At 71.3% G+C, this 20067-nt stretch carries 17 protein-coding genes; 7 read left to right on the forward strand and 10 right to left on the reverse strand.

The window, feature by feature from the left end; translation table 11 throughout:
- Positions 1 to 15: 15 nt before the first annotated feature.
- The 7 genes from JUB13_RS06085 to JUB13_RS06115 all read right to left on the reverse strand — a co-directional run bounded on the left by JUB13_RS06085 (position 16) and on the right by JUB13_RS06115 (position 7186).
- On the reverse strand, positions 16 to 1413 hold the full coding sequence (locus tag JUB13_RS06085; RefSeq protein ID WP_207477893.1) for a S41 family peptidase: 1398 nt from the start codon (positions 1411 to 1413) through the stop codon (positions 16 to 18).
- Complete coding sequence (locus JUB13_RS31985) at positions 1414 to 2709, reverse strand: murein hydrolase activator EnvC family protein (protein WP_207477894.1); 1296 nt, start codon at positions 2707 to 2709, stop codon at positions 1414 to 1416.
- Complete coding sequence (gene gpmI / locus JUB13_RS06095; RefSeq protein WP_207477895.1) at positions 2706 to 4277, reverse strand: 2,3-bisphosphoglycerate-independent phosphoglycerate mutase; 1572 nt, start codon at positions 4275 to 4277, stop codon at positions 2706 to 2708. The genes JUB13_RS31985 and gpmI overlap by 4 nt, the downstream gene beginning before the upstream one ends.
- Before the next feature lie 74 nt (positions 4278 to 4351).
- Positions 4352 to 4810 (reverse strand): 23S rRNA (pseudouridine(1915)-N(3))-methyltransferase RlmH, encoded by a 459-nt coding sequence (rlmH, locus tag JUB13_RS06100; protein WP_207477896.1) that lies wholly within the window; start codon positions 4808 to 4810, stop codon positions 4352 to 4354.
- A 30-nt stretch (positions 4811 to 4840) separates the two neighbouring features.
- Entirely contained in the window at positions 4841 to 5140 is a 300-nt protein-coding gene (rsfS, locus tag JUB13_RS06105; protein WP_407928086.1) for a ribosome silencing factor, read from the reverse strand.
- 109 nt (positions 5141 to 5249) lie between these two features.
- A complete protein-coding gene (locus JUB13_RS06110; protein WP_207477897.1) occupies positions 5250 to 5906 on the reverse strand; it encodes a nicotinate-nucleotide adenylyltransferase in 657 nt (218 codons plus the stop codon).
- Positions 5903 to 7186 (reverse strand): glutamate-5-semialdehyde dehydrogenase, encoded by a 1284-nt coding sequence (locus tag JUB13_RS06115; protein WP_328702876.1) that lies wholly within the window; start codon positions 7184 to 7186, stop codon positions 5903 to 5905. Before JUB13_RS06115 ends, JUB13_RS06110 begins: the two co-directional genes overlap by 4 nt.
- 197 nt (positions 7187 to 7383) lie before the next feature.
- On the opposite strand from JUB13_RS06115, the gene JUB13_RS06120 reads away from it, so the two are divergent.
- The 7 genes from JUB13_RS06120 to JUB13_RS06150 all read left to right on the forward strand — a co-directional run bounded on the left by JUB13_RS06120 (position 7384) and on the right by JUB13_RS06150 (position 18086).
- On the forward strand, positions 7384 to 8565 hold the full coding sequence (locus tag JUB13_RS06120) for an efflux RND transporter periplasmic adaptor subunit (protein WP_207477899.1): 1182 nt from the start codon (positions 7384 to 7386) through the stop codon (positions 8563 to 8565).
- 9 nt (positions 8566 to 8574) lie between these two features.
- Positions 8575 to 11781 (forward strand): efflux RND transporter permease subunit, encoded by a 3207-nt coding sequence (locus JUB13_RS06125; RefSeq protein ID WP_207477900.1) that lies wholly within the window; start codon positions 8575 to 8577, stop codon positions 11779 to 11781.
- A gap of 139 nt (positions 11782 to 11920) precedes the next feature.
- Entirely contained in the window at positions 11921 to 13006 is a 1086-nt protein-coding gene (locus JUB13_RS06130) for an SRPBCC family protein (protein WP_207477901.1), read from the forward strand.
- A gap of 64 nt (positions 13007 to 13070) precedes the next feature.
- Complete coding sequence (locus JUB13_RS06135; protein ID WP_207477902.1) at positions 13071 to 14237, forward strand: zinc-dependent alcohol dehydrogenase; 1167 nt, start codon at positions 13071 to 13073, stop codon at positions 14235 to 14237.
- A gap of 172 nt (positions 14238 to 14409) precedes the next feature.
- On the forward strand, positions 14410 to 16452 hold the full coding sequence (locus tag JUB13_RS06140; RefSeq protein WP_207477903.1) for a sensor histidine kinase: 2043 nt from the start codon (positions 14410 to 14412) through the stop codon (positions 16450 to 16452).
- 85 nt (positions 16453 to 16537) lie between these two features.
- A complete protein-coding gene (locus JUB13_RS06145) occupies positions 16538 to 17536 on the forward strand; it encodes an SDR family NAD(P)-dependent oxidoreductase (protein ID WP_207477904.1) in 999 nt (332 codons plus the stop codon).
- An 88-nt stretch (positions 17537 to 17624) separates the two neighbouring features.
- Complete coding sequence (locus JUB13_RS06150) at positions 17625 to 18086, forward strand: hemerythrin domain-containing protein (protein WP_207477905.1); 462 nt, start codon at positions 17625 to 17627, stop codon at positions 18084 to 18086.
- Between the two features lie 51 nt (positions 18087 to 18137).
- Here JUB13_RS06150 and JUB13_RS06155 read toward each other — a convergent pair whose 3' ends face one another.
- Genes JUB13_RS06155 through JUB13_RS06165 form a run of 3 tightly spaced genes read right to left on the reverse strand, consistent with a single transcriptional unit; the run spans position 18138 to position 20065 of the window.
- On the reverse strand, positions 18138 to 18776 hold the full coding sequence (locus tag JUB13_RS06155) for an HAD family hydrolase (RefSeq protein WP_207477906.1): 639 nt from the start codon (positions 18774 to 18776) through the stop codon (positions 18138 to 18140).
- Positions 18773 to 19528 (reverse strand): hypothetical protein, encoded by a 756-nt coding sequence (locus JUB13_RS06160; protein WP_207477907.1) that lies wholly within the window; start codon positions 19526 to 19528, stop codon positions 18773 to 18775. The genes JUB13_RS06155 and JUB13_RS06160 overlap by 4 nt, the downstream gene beginning before the upstream one ends.
- Positions 19529 to 19552: 24 nt before the next feature.
- The gene (locus tag JUB13_RS06165) at positions 19553 to 20065 is read right to left on the reverse strand and encodes an NUDIX hydrolase (protein WP_207477908.1); all 513 of its coding nucleotides are present in this window, start codon (positions 20063 to 20065) and stop codon (positions 19553 to 19555) included.
- Positions 20066 to 20067 lie beyond the last annotated feature (2 nt).

The following is a 20067-nucleotide window of genomic DNA, read 5'->3' on the forward strand; positions in this document are numbered from 1 at the left end:
CTCCCCCCGGTCCGGTCAGCCGCCCTGGCGGGCGCTGTTGAACAGGGTCACGCCGCGCAGCAGATCGACCGCCCGAACGAGCTGGTAGTCCACGTCATCGCTGCCTGGCTGGCCGGGCATCGGCGCCGTCGTGTTCTGGTTGGCCGGGGGATTGGCCGGGGCCGTCGCGCCCGGAACCCCGGGAACCGGGACAGGCGTGCCCGGCGTGGGCGCCGCCCCGCCGGGCGGCGTCTGCGGCCGGCTCTGTCCGGTCGGGTTGTCGTTGCGCAGCGAGCCGCGCAGGTCCGCCTCGCGCCGCCGCTGGGACTGGGCCTGGGCGATCTCCTCGACCTTCGCGGGCTGCACCTCGATGTCCGGGGTGATGCCGAGCTGCTGGATCGAGCGGCCGGAGGGCGTGTAGTAGCGCGCGGTGGTCAGGCGCATCGCGCCGCGGTTGCGCAGCGGGATGATGGTCTGGACCGATCCCTTGCCGAAGGACTGGGTGCCCAGGATGATCGCCCGCTTGTGGTCCTGCAGGGCGCCGGCGACGATCTCGGAGGCCGAGGCGGAGCCGCCGTTCACCAGCACCACGACGGGCTTGCCCTTCGCGAGGTCGCCGCCCTTGGCGTTGTAGCGCTGCCCGTCGTCGGGATTCCTGCCGCGGGTCGAGACGATCTCGCCCTTGTCGAGGAAGCTGTCGGACACCGAGACCGCCTGGTCGAGCAGGCCACCGGGGTTGTTCCGCAGGTCCAGCACGTACCCGATCAGCTTGCCGCCGATCTCTTCGTTCAGGCGCTGGACGGCGCGGTCGAGGCCCTGCTGGGTCTGCTCGTTGAACGTGGTGATGCGGATGTAGCCGACATCGCCCTCGGCCCGCGAGCGCACGGACTGGATCCGCACCACGTCGCGCCGCAGTGTCACGTCGAAGGGCTCGGCGGTGTCGCCGCGGCGGATGGTGAGCTTGATGTCGCTGCCGACCGGGCCGCGCATCTTCTCGACGGCGTCGCTGAGCTGCATGCCCAGAACCGCCTCGCCGTTCAGATGGGTGATGAAGTCGCCGGGCTTGAGGCCCGCGCGGAAGGCCGGGGTGTCGTCGATGGGCGAGACGACCTTGACCAGCCCGTTCTCCATGGAGACCTCGATGCCGAGGCCGCCGAACTCGCCGCGGGTCTGGACCTGCATGTCCTGGAAGTTCTTCGGGCTCATGTAGCTCGAATGCGGGTCCAGTGCGCTGAGCATGCCGTTCAGCGCGTTCTCGATCAGCTGCTCGTCGCTGACCTTCTCGACGTATTCCGAGCGCACGCGCTCGAAGACGTCGCCGAACAGGTCGAGCTGACGGTAAGTCTCGGACGAGTTCGTCTCCGCCGTCGCGATGCAGGCGGGGAGCAGGAACGCGATGCCGACGAGGCCCGCCGCGGTAAGCTTCTTCATCATCTAGCCTTGTCCTTTCCCATCCGAAACGGCGATGCCGCGCTGCGGGTTGATGGGCTGGCCGTTGCGCCGCAACTCGAAGTACAGGCCGGGGCTCCCCTCCGCCGAGGCCATGGCCCCGACGGGCTCGCCGGCGAGAACCTGCTGTCCGACCCGTGCGTCGATGCGGCCCAATCCCGCAATGAGGCTATGGTATCCGTTGGCGTGTTCGACGATCAAGATGAGCCCGTAGCCCCGGAAGGGGCCGGCGAAGACGACGGAACCATCGAAAGGTGACGTGACTGTGGCGCCCGCGCGGGTCTCGATGGTGAGCCCACGGCTCACCGCGCCCAGCGCATCGGCCTCGCCATAGCGCGTCACCACGCGCCCGGCGGCCGGCAGCGGCGCCCCCTGCTGGGACGGCGCCGTGGGCGGCCTTGCCGCCGAGCGCTGCCGCTCCGCCGCCTCGCCACGGCGGCGCTCCTCCTCCGCGCGACGAGTCGCCTCGGCCCGGGCCTCGGCCGCGGCGCGCGCCTCGGCCTCCGCCTGGCGCCGCCGCTCCTCGGCCCGGCGCGCGGCTTCGGCGCGGCGCTCGGCCTCCAGGCGCTCCATCAGCTCGCGCAGGTCGCGCGCCTCCGCCGCCAGGGCCGCGACGCGCTGAGCGGCCTGCCGGCGCTCCCGCTCCGTGCGGTCCAGGGCGGCCTCGCGCGCCGCGACGAGCTGACGGAGCTCGGTCTGGCGGCGCACCAGCTCGTCCCGCCCCTGGGCCGTCTGGACCCGCCGCTCGGAAATGCTCCGCCGCAGCGCGGCGAACCGGTCCAGCGCCTGCCTCAGCCCCTCGGCCTGCGCCTGCAGGTCGGGCAGCGCGGCACCCAGCAGCCGGCCGCCCCGGTAGGTGTCGAGGGGATTGCCAGGCGATGCGGCGAGGGCCTCGGGCGGCATGCGCGCGACGCGCACCAGCGCTTCCAGCAGCTTCGCGATCCGCTCGCGGTCGGCCTCCAGGCGCGAGGCCTGCTCGCGCTCCTGGCCTTCCAGGATGCGAAGCTTCTCCTCGGAGGAGGTCAGCTCGGTCTCGGCGCGCCGGGCCGCCTCGGCGGCCTCGATCAGGCGGCTGCGCAGCGCGCCCAGCTCGGCGTTCTGGCGCTCGGCCTCGCGCGCCAGCTCCGCCTCGCGGCGCCCGCCGGCCGAGAGCTCCCTCTCCAGACGCTGGAGCTGGGCTGACGGGTCCCCGGGATCGGCCGCCTTCGCCGCGCCGGCAAGCGCTGCGGGCAGGCAGAGGGCCAGCCCCGCGAGCGCCGCCGCGGCGGGGCCGGAGTTCACTCGGCCGCCTTCGCCGCCGCGTCGTCCAGGATCAGGGAATGCCCGTCCATCTCGGCCGGCTGCGGCAGCCCCATGAGGGACAGGAGCGTCGGCGCGACGTCCGCCAGGCGGCCGTTGCGCAGCCGGGCCCCGTCCGGCCCGTTGACCAGGATCACGGGGACCTTGTTCAGCGTATGGGCCGTGTGGGGCCCGCCGGTGACGGGGTCGCGCATCAGCTCGCAATTGCCGTGGTCGGCCGTCACCAGGAGCGCGCCGCCCTGGCGCCGCACCGCGGCCTCGACCTGGCCGAGCCCGGCATCCACGGTCTCCACGGCCTTGATCGCGGCCTCCAGGACGCCGGTATGGCCGACCATGTCGGGGTTGGCGTAGTTCAGGACGATCAGGTCGAACTTCCCGCTGTCGATGGCGGCCACGACCTTTTCGGTCACCTCGGGCGCCGACATCTCGGGCTGGAGGTCATAGGTCGCGACCTTGGGCGAGGGTACCATGATGCGCTCCTCGCCGGGATACTGGCGCTCCTCGCCACCGTTGAAGAAGAAGGTGACGTGCGGGTATTTCTCGGTCTCGGCGATCCTGAGCTGGGCAAGCCCGGCCTCGGACACGACCTCGCCCAGGGTGTGGCTGAGCTGCTTGGGCGGGAAGATCGCCCGCATGAAGGCGTTCAGCGCCTCGGAATACTCCACCATGCCGAGCGCGGCGGAGATCCGTACGGGCTTGTTGCGCTCGAACCCCTTGAAGGCGGGATCCAGCAGCGCCGTCAGGATCTCGCGCGCCCGGTCCGCCCGGAAATTCGTCATCAGCACGGCATCGCCGTCCACCATGCCGGTGTAGCCGTCGATCACCGTGGGCAGGATGAACTCGTCGTTGACCCCGGCCGCGTAGGAAGCATCGATGGCCGCCACGGGATCGGCGGCCGCCTGGCCCTGGGCCGCGGCGATCACGGCATAGGCCTTCTCGACGCGCTCCCAGCGCTTGTCGCGGTCCATGGCGTAGTAGCGGCCGGACACGGTCGCGAAGCGCACCCCCGGAACCCCGCGCAGGTCCGCCATCAGCTTGGCCACCTGCTCGCGCGCGCTCTGCGGCGGGACGTCGCGTCCGTCGGTAAAGAGGTGGAGCGCCACGGGAATCCCGGCTCCCGCGACGAACCTGGCCAGCGCCACCATGTGGTTCTGGTGGCTGTGCACGCCGCCCGGCGAGGCGAGCCCCATCACGTGGCAGGTGCCCGGCCCCTGCCGCAGTGTCTCGACCAGCGCACCGAGCGCGGCATTGCGGGAGAGCTCGCCGCCGGCGATCGCCTTGTCGATCATCGGCAGGTCCTGGAACACCACCCGCCCCGCCCCGAGATTCATGTGCCCGACCTCGGAGTTGCCGATCTGGCCATGCGGCAGCCCCACATCCTCTTCCGAAGCCTGGAGGAATGCGGTCGGCCCGGCCTTCCACAGCCGGTCGAAGTTGGGCTTGCGCGCCTGCGCCACCGCATTGTCCGCGGTCTCTTCGCGCCAGCCCCATCCATCCAGCACGCAGAGCATCACAGGGCGGGGACGTCGAGTGTCTGAGGTCGCGGCCATGATCTTTTCCGGTGGTTGGTTGTCGCGGCGCGGGCCGCCGGGGCGCCCCCCGGCGCACCTATATGCGCCCAAAATCAAGCGCGATGGTAGGGGTGTCCGGCAAGGATCGTCTGTGCGCGATAGAGCTGCTCCGCCAGCATGGCGCGCACCATCATATGGGGCCAAGTCATGGCGCCGAGCGCCAGGACGAGATCGGCCCGCGCCGTGACCGCGGGATCCAGCCCGTCCGCGCCGCCGATCACGAAGGCGAGGTCCTGCGCTCCGGCGTCGCGCCAGGTCCCGATGCGCGCGGCGAAGGCCTCGCTGCCCATCTGCCGGCCGCGCTCGTCGAGCGCCACCAGAACCGCGCCCTGCGGCACCGCTCCCAGCAGCAGCACCCCTTCCTGCCGCTTGGCCTCCTCGGCCGGCAGCTTCCTGCGGAGCTCGAGCTCCCTCAGGGCCAGGGGCCAGCTCAGGCGCCCGGCGTACTCCTCATAGAGGTCGCGCGCCGGGCCGGGCCGCGCCTTGCCGATCGCGGCCACCAGGACCCGCATGCCCGCCTCCCTTCCGGCCAAGCCTCCGGCTCAGGCGTAGCGGTAGATCGCCTCGTCCGTCTGGCCGATGGCAGGCGGCTCGACGCCCCACATCTTCTCGAGCTGGTAGAAGGACCGGACCTCGGGCCGGAACAGGTGGACGATCACGTCACCCGCGTCGATCAGGACCCAGTCCGCCTGCGGCAGGCCCTCGACCTCCACGGCGTGGACCCCGGCCTCCCTGAACTTCCTGTTCAGGTGCTCGGCCATGGCGCCGACCTGGCGGTTCGAGCGTCCCGAGGCGATGATCATGTAATCGGCGATGGTCGTCTTGCCGGCCAGGTCGATCACGACCACGTCCTCGGCCTTGTCGTCGTCCAGCGACTTCGTGGCGACGTCGCTGAGGCGCTTGGCGATGGCGCCGTAATCGGGCGCCGTATGGGTATCGGTCGGTATGTGCTCACCTCTCGCGGTTTGGGGCGGACGCGATCGCGCGTCGCCTGCGGATCTCCGAAGCCGATGCCGGGTGAAGCGGGTGGGTCAGGAAGACCCACGCCGGCGGGGCTGTTCGGGCCAGCCGGCGTGCCCGCGGCACCTTGAGGCGCCGGCCGCGGAAGCGCTGGGCGGCCTTGCCGACCAGTGCCTTCGAAGAATATGGGGGCCGGTCCATCACGGCAACAGGCACATCCCGGAAGATTCGCTCCCAGTGCTGCCAGCGCGGAATTTGGATCAGGTTGTCCGCTCCCATAAGCCACACGAACCGTGTCCTCGGGAAGAACGCTCGGAGCCTTGCCAATGTTTCCGCGGTGTAGACGGAGCCGAGGCTGCTCTCGATCGCGGTGGGCACGATCCGGGGATGGCGGGCCGCGGCGCGGGCGCCCGCCAGCCGCTCGGCCAGGGGCGCCATGCCCGCCCGGGCCTTCAGCGGGTTCTGCGGGCTGACCAGCCACCAGACGGCGTCCAGGCCGAGCCGCCGCAGCGCCTCGAGGCTGGCGTGCCGGTGGCCCGCATGGGCGGGATTGAAGGAGCCACCGAGCAGGCCGACGGCGAGCCCGTCCCAGGCCCGCCCGGCAAGGCGCCGGGGCGGGGGGAAGAGCGGCGGGCGCGGCGTGCTCACGGGCGGATCTGGCCGTCACCCCGGACGATGTACTTGTAGCTCGTCAGCTGCTCGGCACCGACCGGGCCGCGGGCATGGATCTTCCCGGTGGAGATGCCGATCTCGGCGCCCATGCCGAACTCGCCGCCATCCGCGAACTGGGTCGAGGCGTTCAGCAGCACGATCGCGCTGTCGACGCGGTTCAGGAAGATCTCGGCCGCACGCGCGTCCTCGGTGACGATGCAGTCGGTGTGGTGCGAGCCGTGGCGCTCGATGTGCTCGACCGCCGCCTCCACGCCGTCGACAACCCGCGCCGCGATCACCGCGTCCAGGTACTCGGTGTCCCAGTCGGCCTCGGCGGCCGGCCGCACCCGCGCATCGACCGCCTGAACCGCGGCATCGCCGCGGACCTCGCAGCCGGCCTCCAGCAGGTCCCGCACCAGAGGGGCCAGCAGGCGGGGCGCCGCCGCGCGGTCGACCAGGAGCGTCTCGGCGGCGCCGCAGACCGAGGTGCGCCGCATCTTGGCGTTCAGCACCACGGCGCGCGCCTTGGCCTCGTCCGCAGCCCCGTCGACATAGACGTGGCAGAGGCCGTCCAGGTGCTTGATCACGGGAATCCGGCTCTCGGCCGCGACGCGCTCGATCAGCGAACGGCCGCCGCGCGGCACGATCACGTCCACATGCCGGTCCATGGACAGCAGGATGCCTACGGCCGCGCGGTCGGTGGTCGGGACGAGCTGGATCGCCGCCTCGGGCAGTCCCGCCGCCCGCAGCCCGGCATGCAGGCAGTCCACGATGGCGCGCGAGGACTGGAAGCTCTCGGAGCCGCCGCGCAGGATCGCGGCGTTCCCGGCCTTCAGGCACAGCCCCCCGGCATCGGCGGTCACGTTGGGACGGCTCTCGTAGATGATGCCGATCACGCCGAGCGGCACGCGCACCCGCTGGATCAGCAGCCCGTTGGGCCGCGTCCATTCGGCGATCACATCGCCCACGGGGTCGGGCAGCGCCGCCACCTCCTCGAGGCCGCGGGCGATGCCCTCGATGCGGCCGGCATCCAGCGACAGCCGGTCCATGAAGGAGGCGGGGATCCCCCGCGCCCGCGCCGCGGCGAGATCGGCGGCATTGGCCTCAAGGATCGCGGGAATGCCGGCGCGCAGGGCCACCGCCGCGGCGTGCAGCGCCGCGTCCTTGCGCGCCCGTGGCGCCTGCGCCAGGACGGCCGCGGCCGTCCTGGCGGCCCGGCCGAGCGCCTCCATCTCGGCGGCGAGCGATGCGTCATGGGTCTGGGCGAGCGCGGTCACGGCTGAGGTCTCCGCAAATGAACGGGCGCCGACTCTAGCCGATCCCGGCGCCTGCGCAAGCGAAGCCCGGCGCGCCCTACGCGATCGGCAAGGCCCCCGCCGATGCAACAGACTGTTGTAGGACCTGTCCATCCTACCTCTCGACATGCGGCGACAGATCCGGCACTTATGCCGGCTTCCGTCCAAGGGAGTGTGGGATGAGCCGTACACTGGTTCGTGCGGGGCTTGCGGTCGGCCTTTTCGCCTGCGTCGCCGGAGCGCTGCCTGCGCTGCCCCGCGCCCAGGAGCTACCGCCGATGCCGGTCAGCGTCTCGCCCCCGGTGCGCCGGACGGTGACCGACCTCTCGGAATTCACGGGCCGCTTCGCCTCCTCGGCGCTGGTGGAGGTGCGGGCCCAGGTGACGGGAACCCTGCAGTCCGTGCACTTCAAGGAAGGCTCCTTCGTGCGCCGGGGCGACCTGCTGTTCACGATCGACCCGCGGACCTACCAGGCGGCGGTCGACGAGGCGCGGGCCCAGCTCGAGGTCGCGAAGACGCGCTTCGATCTCACCCGCTCGGAGCTCGGGCGCGGCCAGGAGCTGCGCCAGGGCGGGTCGCTCTCGGAATCGGCGCTCCAGCAGCGCCAGCAGGCCTTCCTGGAGGCGCAGGCGAGCCTGCAGGCAGCCCAGGCCGCGCTCAAGGCGGCCGAGATCAACCTGGGCTTCACCCGCATCGAGTCGCCGATCTCCGGCCAGATCGGGCGCAAGCTGATCACGGAAGGCAACCTGATCTCGGCCGGCGCCGGGGCGGCGCCGCTGACCACCATCGTCGGCATCGATCCCATCTACTTCTACTTCGACGTCGACGAGCAGAGCTACCTGCGCTACCGCCGCGGCCTCGGGAACGGCGGGGGCTCCAGCACCCCCGACAAGCCGATCCCGGTGAAGCTGGCGCTCTCCGACGAGACCGAGTTCCAGCGGGACGGCGCCATCGACTTCGCCGACATCCGCCTGGACCCGCAGAGCGGGACGCTGGAGCTGCGCGCCGTCGTGCCGAACGCCGACGGCATGATCACCCCGGGCCTGTTCGGGCGCGTCCAGCTCGCCACCAGCGCGCCCTACGAGGCGCTGCTCGTTCCGGACGTGGCGATCCAGTCCGACCAGACGCGCAAGGTCGTCATGACCGTGGGCGACGGCGACGGCGTCGTTCCCAAGGTCGTCGAGCTCGGCCCGCTGCAGGGCCATCTGCGGGTGGTCCGCAGCGGGCTCGCGCCCGAGGACAATGTGATCGTCAACGGGCTGATGCGCGCCCGGCCCGGGGCCAAGGTGATCCCGCAGGCCGTCGACGCCTCCCAGCCCCCGGGACCGCCCGCCGGCGCCCCCGCCCCGGCCGCACGGTAAGGACGCGTTATGGGCTTCGGGCATTTCTTCGTCGACCGGCCGATCTTCGCGTCGGTCATCTCGATCCTGCTGATGATCGTCGGCGGCATCTCGCTGCTGACGCTGCCCATCGCGCAGTATCCCGAAATCGCGCCACCGACGGTCAATGTCGCGGCCACCTATCCCGGCGCCAACGCCGAGACGCTGGCCGAGACCGTCGCGACCCCCCTCGAGCAGGAGATCAACGGCGTCGAGGGCATGCTCTACCTGACGTCGCAGGCGACCGGCGACGGCGCCCTGTCGATCACGGTCACCTTCGCCCCCGGCACAGACCTCGACATCGCGCAGGTCCAGATCCAGAACCGCGTGGGCCGGGCCGAGCCCCGCCTTCCCGAGGAGGTGCGCCGGAACGGCGTGCAGGTGAACAAGCAGGCAAGCGACTTCCTGCTGCTGGTGAACCTGATCTCTCCCGACGGGTCGCGGGATGCGATCTACCAGTCCAACTACGCGACGACGACCCTGATCGACGTGCTGAAGCGCATCGAAGGGGTCGGCGACATCCTGATCTTCGGCGAGCGCGAGCTTTCGCTGCGCGTCTGGCTGGATCCGAACCGGCTCGCCGCCTACGGCCTTTCGGCTGGCGACGTGGTGGCGGCGCTGCGCGCCCAGAACGTGCAGGTCTCCGGCGGCGCCTTCGGCCAGCCGCCGTCCCCGCCCGGCACCACGCAGCAGATCACCGTGACCACCCAAGGCCGTTTCCAGACGGCCGAGCAGTTCCGCGGCGTGATCGTCCGCGCGACCGAGGAGGGGCGCTTGCTGCGGCTGGGCGACGTGGCCCGGGTCGAGCTGGGCGCGCGGCTCTACGGCACGAACTCGTACCTGGACGGGCGCGAGACCGTTGGCATCGCGATCCAGCAGCGGCCGGGCACCAACTCGCTGGCAGCGGCCGACGAGATCCGGTCCGAGATGGCGCGCCTGAAGCAGTCCTTCCCCCCGGGCCTCGACTACGCGATCGCCTACGACCCGACGCAGTTCGTCTCGGCCTCCATTGAGGCCGTCCAGGAGACGATCTACGAGGCGGTGCTCCTCGTGGTGATCGTTGTCTTCGTGTTCCTGCAGTCCTGGCGGGCGGCGATCATCCCGGTGGCCGCGATCCCGGTCTCGCTGATCGCGACCTTCGCGGTGATGTCGGCCTTCGGATTCACCCTGAACATGCTGACGCTGTTCGGCCTGATCCTGGCAATCGGCATCGTCGTCGACGACGCGATCGTCGTGGTCGAGAACGTCGAGCGCAACATCGCGGCGGGCCGCACGCCGCGCGAGGCCGCGCACAAGACCATGGACGAGGTCGGCACGGCGGTCGTCGCGATCGCCCTGGTGCTCTGCGCGGTCTTCGTGCCCACCGCCTTCATCCCCGGCATCTCGGGGATCTTCTATCAGCAGTTCGCGCTGACCATCGCGACCTCGACCGTCGTCTCGGCGCTGGTCTCGCTGACGCTGTCGCCGGCGCTGGCGGCGCTGCTCCTGAAGCCGCACAACCACGAGGCGCGGCCGGGGCTGGCCCGGCGCCTCGGCAATTTCTTCAACCGCGGCTTCGACCGGGTCACCCACGGCTATGCCGGCGGCGTGGGCTGGGTGGTGCGCCACCGGCTGCTCTTCCTGCTGGTCTATGCGGGGCTGATCGCCGGGACCGTCTACATGTTCGGGCGGGTGCCCGGCGGCTTCATCCCGCAGTCCGACCAGGGCTACGCGATTATCGCGGTCCAGCTTCCCGAGGGCGCCTCGCTAGAGCGCACCGACGCCGTGGTCCGGCGCGCCTCGGACGTGGCGCGCGAGGTGCCCGGCGTCTCCAACGCCGTGGGGATCGCGGGCTTCTCGGGCGCCACCTTCAGCGCGGCGAGCAACGCGGGCGCGATCTTCGTGATCCTCGACCGCTTCGAGCGGCGGAACGCGCCGGAGCTGACGGCCGGTGCCATCGTGAACGAGGTCCAGAACCGGCTGTTCGGAATCGAGGAGGCCTTCGTCATCGCGATCCTGCCCCCGCCCGTGCAAGGCGTCGGCCAGGGCGGCGGCTTCCGCATGCAGGTGCAGGACCGCTCGGGACAAGGCTTCATCGCCCTCGAAGGCGCCGCGCAGGAGCTGATCGCCCGCGCCTCGGCCACGCCCGGGCTCACAGGCATCTTCACGACCTTCAACACCCGGGCGCCGCAGGTCTACCTGGACATCGACCGGGTGAAGGCGCAGCAGCTCAACGTGCCCATCGAATCCGTGCTGGAAGCGATCCAGGTGCTGGTCGGCTCCTCCTACGTGAACGACTTCACGGCGCTGGGCCGCTCGTTCCAGGTCAACGCCCAGGCCGACGCGCCCTTCCGCGTCCAGCCCGAGGACCTGCTCCAGTTCAAGGTGCGCTCGACCAACGGTGCCCTGGTTCCGCTCGGGACCCTGATCACGCTGCGCAATGCGACCGGCCCCTACACCGTGAACCGGCACAACCTGTACCCGTCCGTTCCGGTCCAGGGCTCGGCCGCCCCAGGCGTCTCGACCGCGCAGTCGCTGAACCTGATGGAGGCGCTCGCCGCCGAGGTGCTGCCGCCGGGCTTCAGCTACGAATGGGTCGACATCGCCTTCCAGGAGAAGCAGGCCGGCAACACGGCGATCTATGTCTTCGCCCTGGCGGTGCTGTTCGTCTTCCTGTTCCTGTCGGCGCAGTACGAGAGCTGGGCCCTGCCGCTGGCGATCATCCTGATCACGCCCCTCTCCGTCCTGGCGGCGCTGATGGGGGTGATGCTCAAGGGCAGCGACAACAACGTGCTGACCCAGATCGGCTTCGTGGTGCTGATCGGCCTCGCCGCCAAGAACGCGATCCTGATCGTCGAGTTCGCCCGCCAGCGCGAGGTCGAGGGGGAGGATCCGCTGCACGCCGCCGTGGACGCGGCGCGCGACCGGCTGCGCCCGATCGTGATGACGTCGCTCGCCTTCTCGCTGGGCGTGGTGCCGCTGGCCATCGCGACCGGCCCCGGCGCCGAGCTGCGCCAGGCGATCGGCGTCGCGGTGCTGGCCGGCATGCTTGGCGTCACCTTCCTGGGACTGTTCCTGACCCCGGTCTTCTACGTGGCAATCCGGAAGCTCGTGCTCCGGTTCCGCGGCGGACGCCCTGGCAGCGGGCCCGGCGGCGAGCCCGGCAGCGGAACCGGACGCCACCGGGACGAGCAGCATCCCCCCGCGCACCCGGCGTGACGCCGGGATGCGCGGAAGATCCTCCTGCCGGGAGAGATACCCACATTAGGTAGGCAATCACTCGGCCCACCTGCCTGTTGGGGCCTGGGACATCAGACCGCGCAACGCGACGCGTGTGTTCCAGGAGAGGCCGAGCATCATGGCGATACAGGATTCGCGGCAGGACAGCCGAATCGAGCGCAACCCTGAGGCGACCGCCCGCCCGGCCGGGCCGTCCACTCGCGATCTGGCAAGACACCGACCGCAGGGGCCCACCGGGGGCGAAGGGCTGGCCAAGGCGATCGGCTGGTTCAGCATCGGGCTCGGCCTGGCGGCGGTCGCGGCTCCTCGGGGCATGGCTCGCACCATCGGCGTGCCCGGCGGATCCGACGACCGCGACGTGATGCTGGCCGTGGGGCTGCGCGAGATCGTCAGCGGCCTCGGCGTCCTCAGTCGGGACCGCCCTGCCGGGTGGATGTGGGCGCGGGTCGGCGGCGATGCCATGGACCTGACCCTCCTGGCTGCGGCCATGGCCTCCGAGCACGCTGACCGGAACCGCCTGGCAGGCGCCTTGGCCGCGGTTGCCGGGATCACCGCCCTCGACATCCTGTGCGCGCAGCGGCTGGAATCCGAGGGCATCGCCGCAGGAGCCGCCGAGGCCGCGCAGTCTCCCCGGTCCAGGTCACGCCGCGCCGCGCGGCGGGAGGAGGATCGGCCCCACCGCTATGCGGTGCAGGTCCGGCGCGTGATCACCATCAACCGTCCCCGCGAGGAGATCTACGCCTTCTGGCGGGACCTGCGGAACCTTCCGCGCTTCATGAGCCATCTCGAGGCCGTGGAGACCATCGACGACCGCCGCTCGCATTGGCGGGCCACCGGTCCAGGCGGCACCAGCGTCGCCTGGGACGCCGAGATCACCGAGGACCGACCGAACGAGCTGCTCGCCTGGCGCTCGATGCCGGGCGCCGACGTGGACAATGCGGGCTGGGTCCGCTTCGAGGCCGCGCCGGGCGGCCGGGGCACGGTGGTCCGGGTCGACCTGCACTACACGCCACCCGCCGGCCGGGTCGGCGCGATGGTGGCCAAGCTGTTCGGGCGCTCGCCCGACCAGGAGGTGCAGGAGGACCTGCGCAAGCTCAAGCAGGTGATGGAGACCGGAGAGGTGACGAAGTCCGACGCCACCTTCGGCCGGCTGCGCCATCCCGGACAGCCGCCGACCCGCGCCGAGATCGAGGCGCACGGCTGAGGGGCGCGGCCCCAGGGCGACCCGGGAAACGAGACGGAACGACCTTTCCGACGAGGAGAAAGCGATGCGGGCGAACTGCTGGATGGGCAAGAACGACGTACGCGTCGTCGACGTGCCCGACCCCAAGATCCTGAACCCCCACGACGCGATCGTGCGGATCACCTCCACCGCGATCTGCGGGTCCGACCTCCATCTCTACAACGGATTCATTCCGACCATGGAGAAGGGCGACATCCTCGGCCACGAGTTCATGGGCGAGGTCGTCGAGGTCGGGCGCGAAGTGCGCAAGCTGAAGGTGGGCGACCGCGTGGTCGTTCCCTTCCCCATCGCCTGCGGCAAGTGCCTGTCCTGTGAGAGCCACCTGTTCTCGGTCTGCGAGAACTCGAACCCCAATGCCTGGATGGCCGAGAAGCTGTGGGGCTATTCGCCGGCAGGGATCTTCGGCTACTCCCACATGCTCGGCGGCTATGCCGGGGGACAGGCGGAATACGCCCGCGTTCCCTACGCCGATGTCGGCCCCATCAAGGTGCCGGACGGCATGAGCGACGAACAGGCGCTGTTCCTGTCGGACATCTTCCCGACGGGCTACATGGGTGCCGACAACTGCAACATCAAACCCGGCGACACCATCGCCGTCTGGGGCTGCGGCCCGGTCGGCCAGTTCGCGATCCGCAGTGCCTTCATGCTCGGCGCCGAGCGTGTGATCGCCATCGACCGCTTCGCCTACCGCCTCCGCATGGCCGAAGAGGCCGGCGCCGAGACGCTGGATTACGAGGAGGTGGACGTCCACGACGCGCTGAAGGAGATGACCGGCGGCCGCGGCCCCGACGGCTGCATCGACGCGGTCGGGATGGAGGCCCACGGGCTGGGCTTGGCCGGCGCCTACGACCGTGCCAAGCAGGCGCTGTCGCTGGAGACCGACCGCACTTTCGCGCTGCGCCAGGCCATCATGAACTGCCGGAACGGCGGCACGGTCTCGGTGATCGGCGTCTATGGCGGCTTCATCGACAAGTTCCCCATGGGGTCGGTCGTGAACCGCTCGCTGACCATCAAGGCCGGCCAGGCCCATGTGCAGCACTACATGCCGATCCTGATGGAGCGCATCCAGAAGGGCGAGATCGACCCGAGCTTCTGCGTGACGCACACCATGCGCCTGGAGGACGCGCCGAAGGGATACGACATTTTCCTGAACAAGCAGGACGAATGCATGAAGGTCGTCCTCAAGACCTGATTACGGACCGGCGACCCTGTCCCAGAAGGAGAGAGCGGAGCCACGCTCCGCCCTCTCCCTTCGCCTTATGTTGTTAGGCCGAGGCGTCTGCGCTTTCGCGCTGCTTTAGTCTGGATGCGCCCCGGGTTTCCGTCCCGGTTCTCACAGCCACGACCGACCTCGCCCCGTCCCGATGCCCAGCCCCACGACCACCGTCCGCACGCGCCTGCTGGCACTCGTGCTAGCCTGCGTGCTGCCGCTGTGCGCCTTTGGCATCGTGGCCGGCCACCATCTCGTGGAATCGCACCAGGACGCGATGAAGGCCCAGGTGGTCGAGCGGCTGCGCGTGGCCTCCATGGCCATCGACCAGCACATCGCCGAGGCCGAGACGGTGCTGGAGGTCCTGTCGGCCTCGCCCGCCCTGCGGAACGGCGACCTGGAGCGCTTCCACGCCCAGCTCTCGGAGGCATCCGCGCTCCGGGGCATCGGCGTGCTCCTGGCGGATCCGGACGGGCAGGTCGTCCTTTCGAGCCTGCAGCCCTTCGGGACGAAGCCCGAGCGGCGCAGCTTCCTGGAGGCGCAGCAGCGCGCGATCGCGACCGGCGCCGCCGCGGTCTCCGACCTGGTCACCGGCGTGAACCTGAGGCGCCCGATCCTGTCGGTCGAGCTCCCGGTCACGCTGCGGGGCACGACGGCCTATCTGCTTGCGATGGCGATTCCCGCCGAGCGCCTGAGCGAGATCCTCGTCGCGCAGCGCCTTCCCGACGACTGGGTCATCGGCGTCTCGGACCGGCGCCACGTGATCCTCGCGCGCTCGCGGGATCCCGGGCGCTTCGTCGGGACGCAGGTCGCGCCCAATGCGCTGCTCCGCCGCTCCGATGCGCCCGAAGGAAGTTGGACCCGCAGCATCGACTTCGAGCAACGCCCCGTGCTGTCCAGCTTCGTGCGCTCGGCCAAGACGGGCTGGGCGACCTATGTCGCGGTTCCCGAGACGGCGCTCGACCGGCCGATCCGGGGCATTCTCGGCGCGATGACGGCGGCTGGCGGCCTGACCCTGCTGGTGGGTGGCCTGCTGGCATTCCAGCTCGCGCGCGGGATCACCGGGCCGCTCGACTGGTTCACGCGGACGGGCGCCGCCACGCGGTCCTCGCCGCCCCCGCCGCCCCCGCGCTCCAGGGTCGAGGAGATCGACCAGGCGCTGCGCCTCGTCGTCTCGCGGGAGCGCCAGCGGGACGAGGCGACGGCGCGCCTGCGAAGCACGCGAGAGAGCGCGGCCGTCGGCATCGTCGAGGTGGACGCCGCCGGTCGCTACGTCGACGTGAACGAGGCCATGTGCCGGATCAGCGGCTATGCGCGCGACGAGCTCCTGGCTATGACATTCCGCGACCTCGTGCATCCCGACGACCAGCCGCGCGCCGTCGAAGCACACCGTGCCCAGGCCGCGGGCCGGCTGGACGAGCTCGCGGGCGAGTTCCGCTATCTCCGCAAGGACGGCCGGACCGTGTGGGTCGCGATCTCCGGCTCCGCGGTGCGCGATGCCGAAGGGCGCTTCCGCTATGGCGTGAGGATCGTCCAGGACGTCAGCGCGCGACGCGAAGCAGAGGAACGCCAGCGCCTCCTGGTCGCCGAGCTGAACCACCGGGTCAAGAACACGCTTGCGACCGTCCGGTCGCTGGCACGGCAGACGCTGCGTGGGGCGCCGTCGCTCCCGGCCTTCTCCGAGACCTTCGAGGCACGCCTGCGGGCGCTCTCCGAGACCCATGCGCTGCTGACCCAGGGGAACTGGGACGGCGCCAGCCTGCACCGGCTGTGCGAACAGGAGCTCGCGCCCTACGGGTCCGGGCCCGACGAGCGCTGGACGCTGGACGGACCGGCGGTCCAACTGAGCCCGCGCGCTGCCCTGACCATGGGCATGGCCCTGCACGAGCTCGCCACCAACGCCGCCAAGTACGGCGCGCTGTCGGCGGCCGGCGGGCACGTCTCCGTGACCTGGCGGCGCGAGCGCCGCCGCACCGGCGACTGGCTGCACCTCGAATGGGTCGAGCGCGGCGGCCCGCCGACGGCCCCGCCCCCCGCCCGCGGCTTCGGCACGCATCTGATCGAGCGCAGCGTCACCCACGAGCTCGGCGGCAGCGCGCAGCTCGACTTCGCCGGGCCGGGCCTGCGCTGCCGCATCGCCTTCCCCCTCCGGCGCGGCGATGCGGGTCCGGACGAAGCGGATGCCGGCACCGCGTGACCGATGCCGCCGTGACCAATGGCGGCGGGCGCTGTTCCAAGCGGTCTGGAACGGAACGGCGAAACGAAGAGACAAGGGGATCGGCATGGCGAGGGGCCTGGAGGGAAAGGTCGTCGTGATCACCGGCGCGTCGAGCGGGATCGGGCGCTGCGCGGCCAGGGCCTTCGGCGCGGCCGGCGCGAGCGTGGTGCTGTCCGCCCGGCGCGAGGTGCCGCTGCACGAGGTGGCCGGGGCGATCGTCGAGGCCGGGGGCCGGGCCATGGTGGTTCCGGCCGACGTCCGCGACGCCGACGCCATGCGCCATCTGGCGGAGCGGGCGATCGACGCCTTCGGCGCCATCGATGTCTGGATCAACAACGCGGGCGTCGCCAGCTTCGGCCGGTTCGAGGACACCCCGGCCGAGGCCTTCGACGCGGTGATGGCGACCACCTTCCACGGCGTGGTCAACGGGTTCCGGGCCGTGCTGCCCTATTTCCGCCGACGTGGGCACGGCACGGTGATCACCACGGCCTCGGTCGCGGGACGGGCGCCCGCGCCCTATCACGCAGCCTACGGGGCCGCCAAGCACGCGGTGCTGGGCCTCATCGAATCAGTCCGGCAGGAGCTGCGCCAGGACGGGCTGCGCGACGTGCATCTCTGCAGCATTCTTCCGGGCCCGGTGGACACACCGTTCTGGCAGCATGCCGCCAATTTCAGCGGCCGGGAGATCCGCGCGATGCAGCCGGCTTCGCGGCCAGAGGACGTCGCCGAGGCCATGGTGAATCTGGCGCTGCGCCCGCGGCGCGAGGTCGGCATCGGCGCCCCTGCCTGGCTGGTCGAGCTGGGCATGGCCGTGGCGCAGGGTCCCATCGAGCGGCAGATGGGCCGCAGCGTGCGCCGGCAGATCCTGGGCGGCCGGCCCGGCCGGCGCAGCAGCGACGGCGCGCTGCACCGCCCGATGCCCGAGGGCACCGGCGAGACCGGCGGATGGCGACCGGCCGAGGATCGCGGCCGGACCCGCCGCGGTGGCGCGATGGCTGGCGCGCTGGCGCTCGCGGTTCCGCTGGGGATCGCCGCGCTCTACCGGTACAGGCGTTCGGATTAGGAGCCCGGAAGCCGGCGCGCCTGCAGGAACCGCCGCCGCCACCGCTGCGTTCTCCGGGAAGACCTTTCCCCGCAACGCAGGACGCCCCATGAGGATCTACGAGCGCATCAAGCAAGACCACGACGAGCTCCGCGCCCAGATGAAGCGCATCGAAGAGGCCGAGCCCGAAAGCCGCCGCGATCTCTTCGACAGCTTCAAGATTCTTCTATGGTCCCATGCGCGCGTCGAGGAGGTCGTCTTCTATGCCCCGCTGCGCGGCTCGGACGAGACGCGCAAGGAGGTTCTGGAGGGGTTGAACGAGCACCATCTCGGCGACGCGCTGCTCGACGAACTGGAGGCCATGACGGCCTCCACCGAGGCCTGGGCCGCGAAGTTCCAGGTCCTGCGCGAGATCACCGAGCACCATCTCGACGAGGAGGAAGAGGAGCTCTTCGAGATGGCCCGCAAGGTGCTGGACGACCACGAGGCCGAGTTCCTGGGACAGGAGTTCGACCGCCGCCGCGACGCCGTGGCCGAGGCCCTTGCCCCCGTGGCATCCAAGGCGGCCTGAGGCCGGAAGGGATCGGGCGGGCAAGGCTGCCCGGTCCCCGTTTCGCCGGGCTCAGGCGCCGGCGAGCAGGCGGTCCCAGTCCAGCACGTCCAGGCTGTCCACCACGCGGTCGGCCGCATCGAAGGTCAGTCCCGGAACCTGGGGCCAGGCAATGGTGAACATGCCCGCCGCCTTGGCGGAGCGGGCGCCGATCGGGCTGTCCTCGACCACCAGGCAGGCTTCGGGAGCCACGCCCAGGCGCGCTGCCGCCTTGAGGTAGGGCTCGGGCGCCGGCTTGCCGTCGACCACGTCGTCGCGGCTGAGGGCGAAGGCGAGGCCAGGATGGCCCAGCCGGGCGAAGTTCGCTTCGACCACCTTGCGCCCGCTGTTGCTGACGCAGGCCTGCGGCACGCCGCGCAGGGCCAGGTCGTCGACCCGCTCGTACCCGCCGGGCCGGAAGGGCACCGCGTCGACCCGCGCCACGTAGAAGGCGTTGCAGGCGTTCTTGAAGGCATCCAGCGCCAGGGGCAGCGGGCGCGTCGCGGTGATCAGGGCGAACACCTCGCCCATGGAGAGGCCGAGCAGGCGCTCCTGCTCTTCCGGCTCCAGCACCGCGCCATGGGCCGCGCAGACAGCCGCGAGTGCCGCGAAGTGGTGGGGCTCGCTGTCCAGCAGCGTGCCGTCGATATCCCAGAGAACGGCCTGGATCATCGTTGCGCCCCCGCGGCGGGCGGCAGCAGGCCGATCTCGGCCAGGGCCGGTGGAATGCTGCGGTCGATCAGGGCCTCGATGTCGGCGCGCAGCAGCTGCGCATGGGCCGGCGCCAGCGCGCTCTCGAATCCCGGCCCATAGCCGCGGTCGGGACCGTTCACCGCCCGGATCTCCTCGCGCAGCGCTGAATCCCAGACCGGCGCGCGGCCGATCTCGGCCAGCGTCTTGCCGTCCAGCACCACCGCCTGGTAGCGGCAGAAGGGCGTCACCACCGGCGAAAGCAGCCCCGAGCGGTAGAACAGGCCGCAGCCGTGCAGGTCCGGCCCCTGCAGGACGGGATCCACGGCCCCGGCCTCGGGCTCCAGCACCAGCACCGCATCGGGCGGGTCGGCGGCCAACGCCTTGCGCAGCAGGGGACGCGCCGCCTCGGCCGAGGGAGGATTGCCGGCCTCGGGCGGTAGGAGGATGGGAATCAGGCGCACGCCGCGGTTGCCCAGCGCCCGCTCCACTGCGCTGCGGAAGCGCTCGGCCAGCCCCCATTCCGGCACCGTCCGCACGACCTCGTCGTTGGCGAAGGCGACGAGCCCGTATTTCGTGTAGGTCACGGATTCCGTCGCAAGGGGCAAGATGGCGAGGGTGCCGACACGCAGCCCGCTGGGCAGCGGATGGGCATCGGGCCCCGCCGTCCCGGCGCAGCCCGCGAGGAGCACGGCGCCGAGCGCGGCGGCAAGGAAGCCCCGCACGGGGCGCAAGCGTCGAAATCCGGACATGCCGTCTTATACCCGATCATGGTCCGTCCTGCGCGCGGCTTCGTCGCGCGCCAGGGCCGAGAGCCCTGGCGGGTAGACCGGGGCCGCGGGATCGTCGAGCCGGTCGAGGGCGAGCCAGGAGACCGGAAGGACGGTCCCGTCATGCTCCACCAGCACCGGGGCCGGCCGGTCGAGAAAGCCGGGATCGGCGGGATCGGCTGCGAAGACGAAGACGATCTCATGGCCGCGGCGGCCCTCGAAGGTGAAGAGGTTCTCGATCACGCCCAGCAGGCGCACCGCCGCAAGATCCAGCCCCAGCTCCTCGCGCAGTTCGCGGCGCAAGGCCTGATCGGCCCGCTCGCCGAACTCGACCCCGCCGCCAGGCGGACGGAAATAGTGCTGGCCGGTGACGCGGTCATGCTCGGCCGCGACCAGCAGCGCGCCCGGGCGCAGCACCAGGCCCAGCGCTACCGTCCGGATCAGCGTCCCCGGTGCCGAGCGCGCCGGCGTGCGCGCGGGTGGCGGCGCCTGCACCGCCATGG

The organism is Arenibaculum pallidiluteum, assembly GCF_017355985.1.
Taxonomy (GTDB): Bacteria; Pseudomonadota; Alphaproteobacteria; order Azospirillales; family Azospirillaceae; genus Arenibaculum; species Arenibaculum pallidiluteum.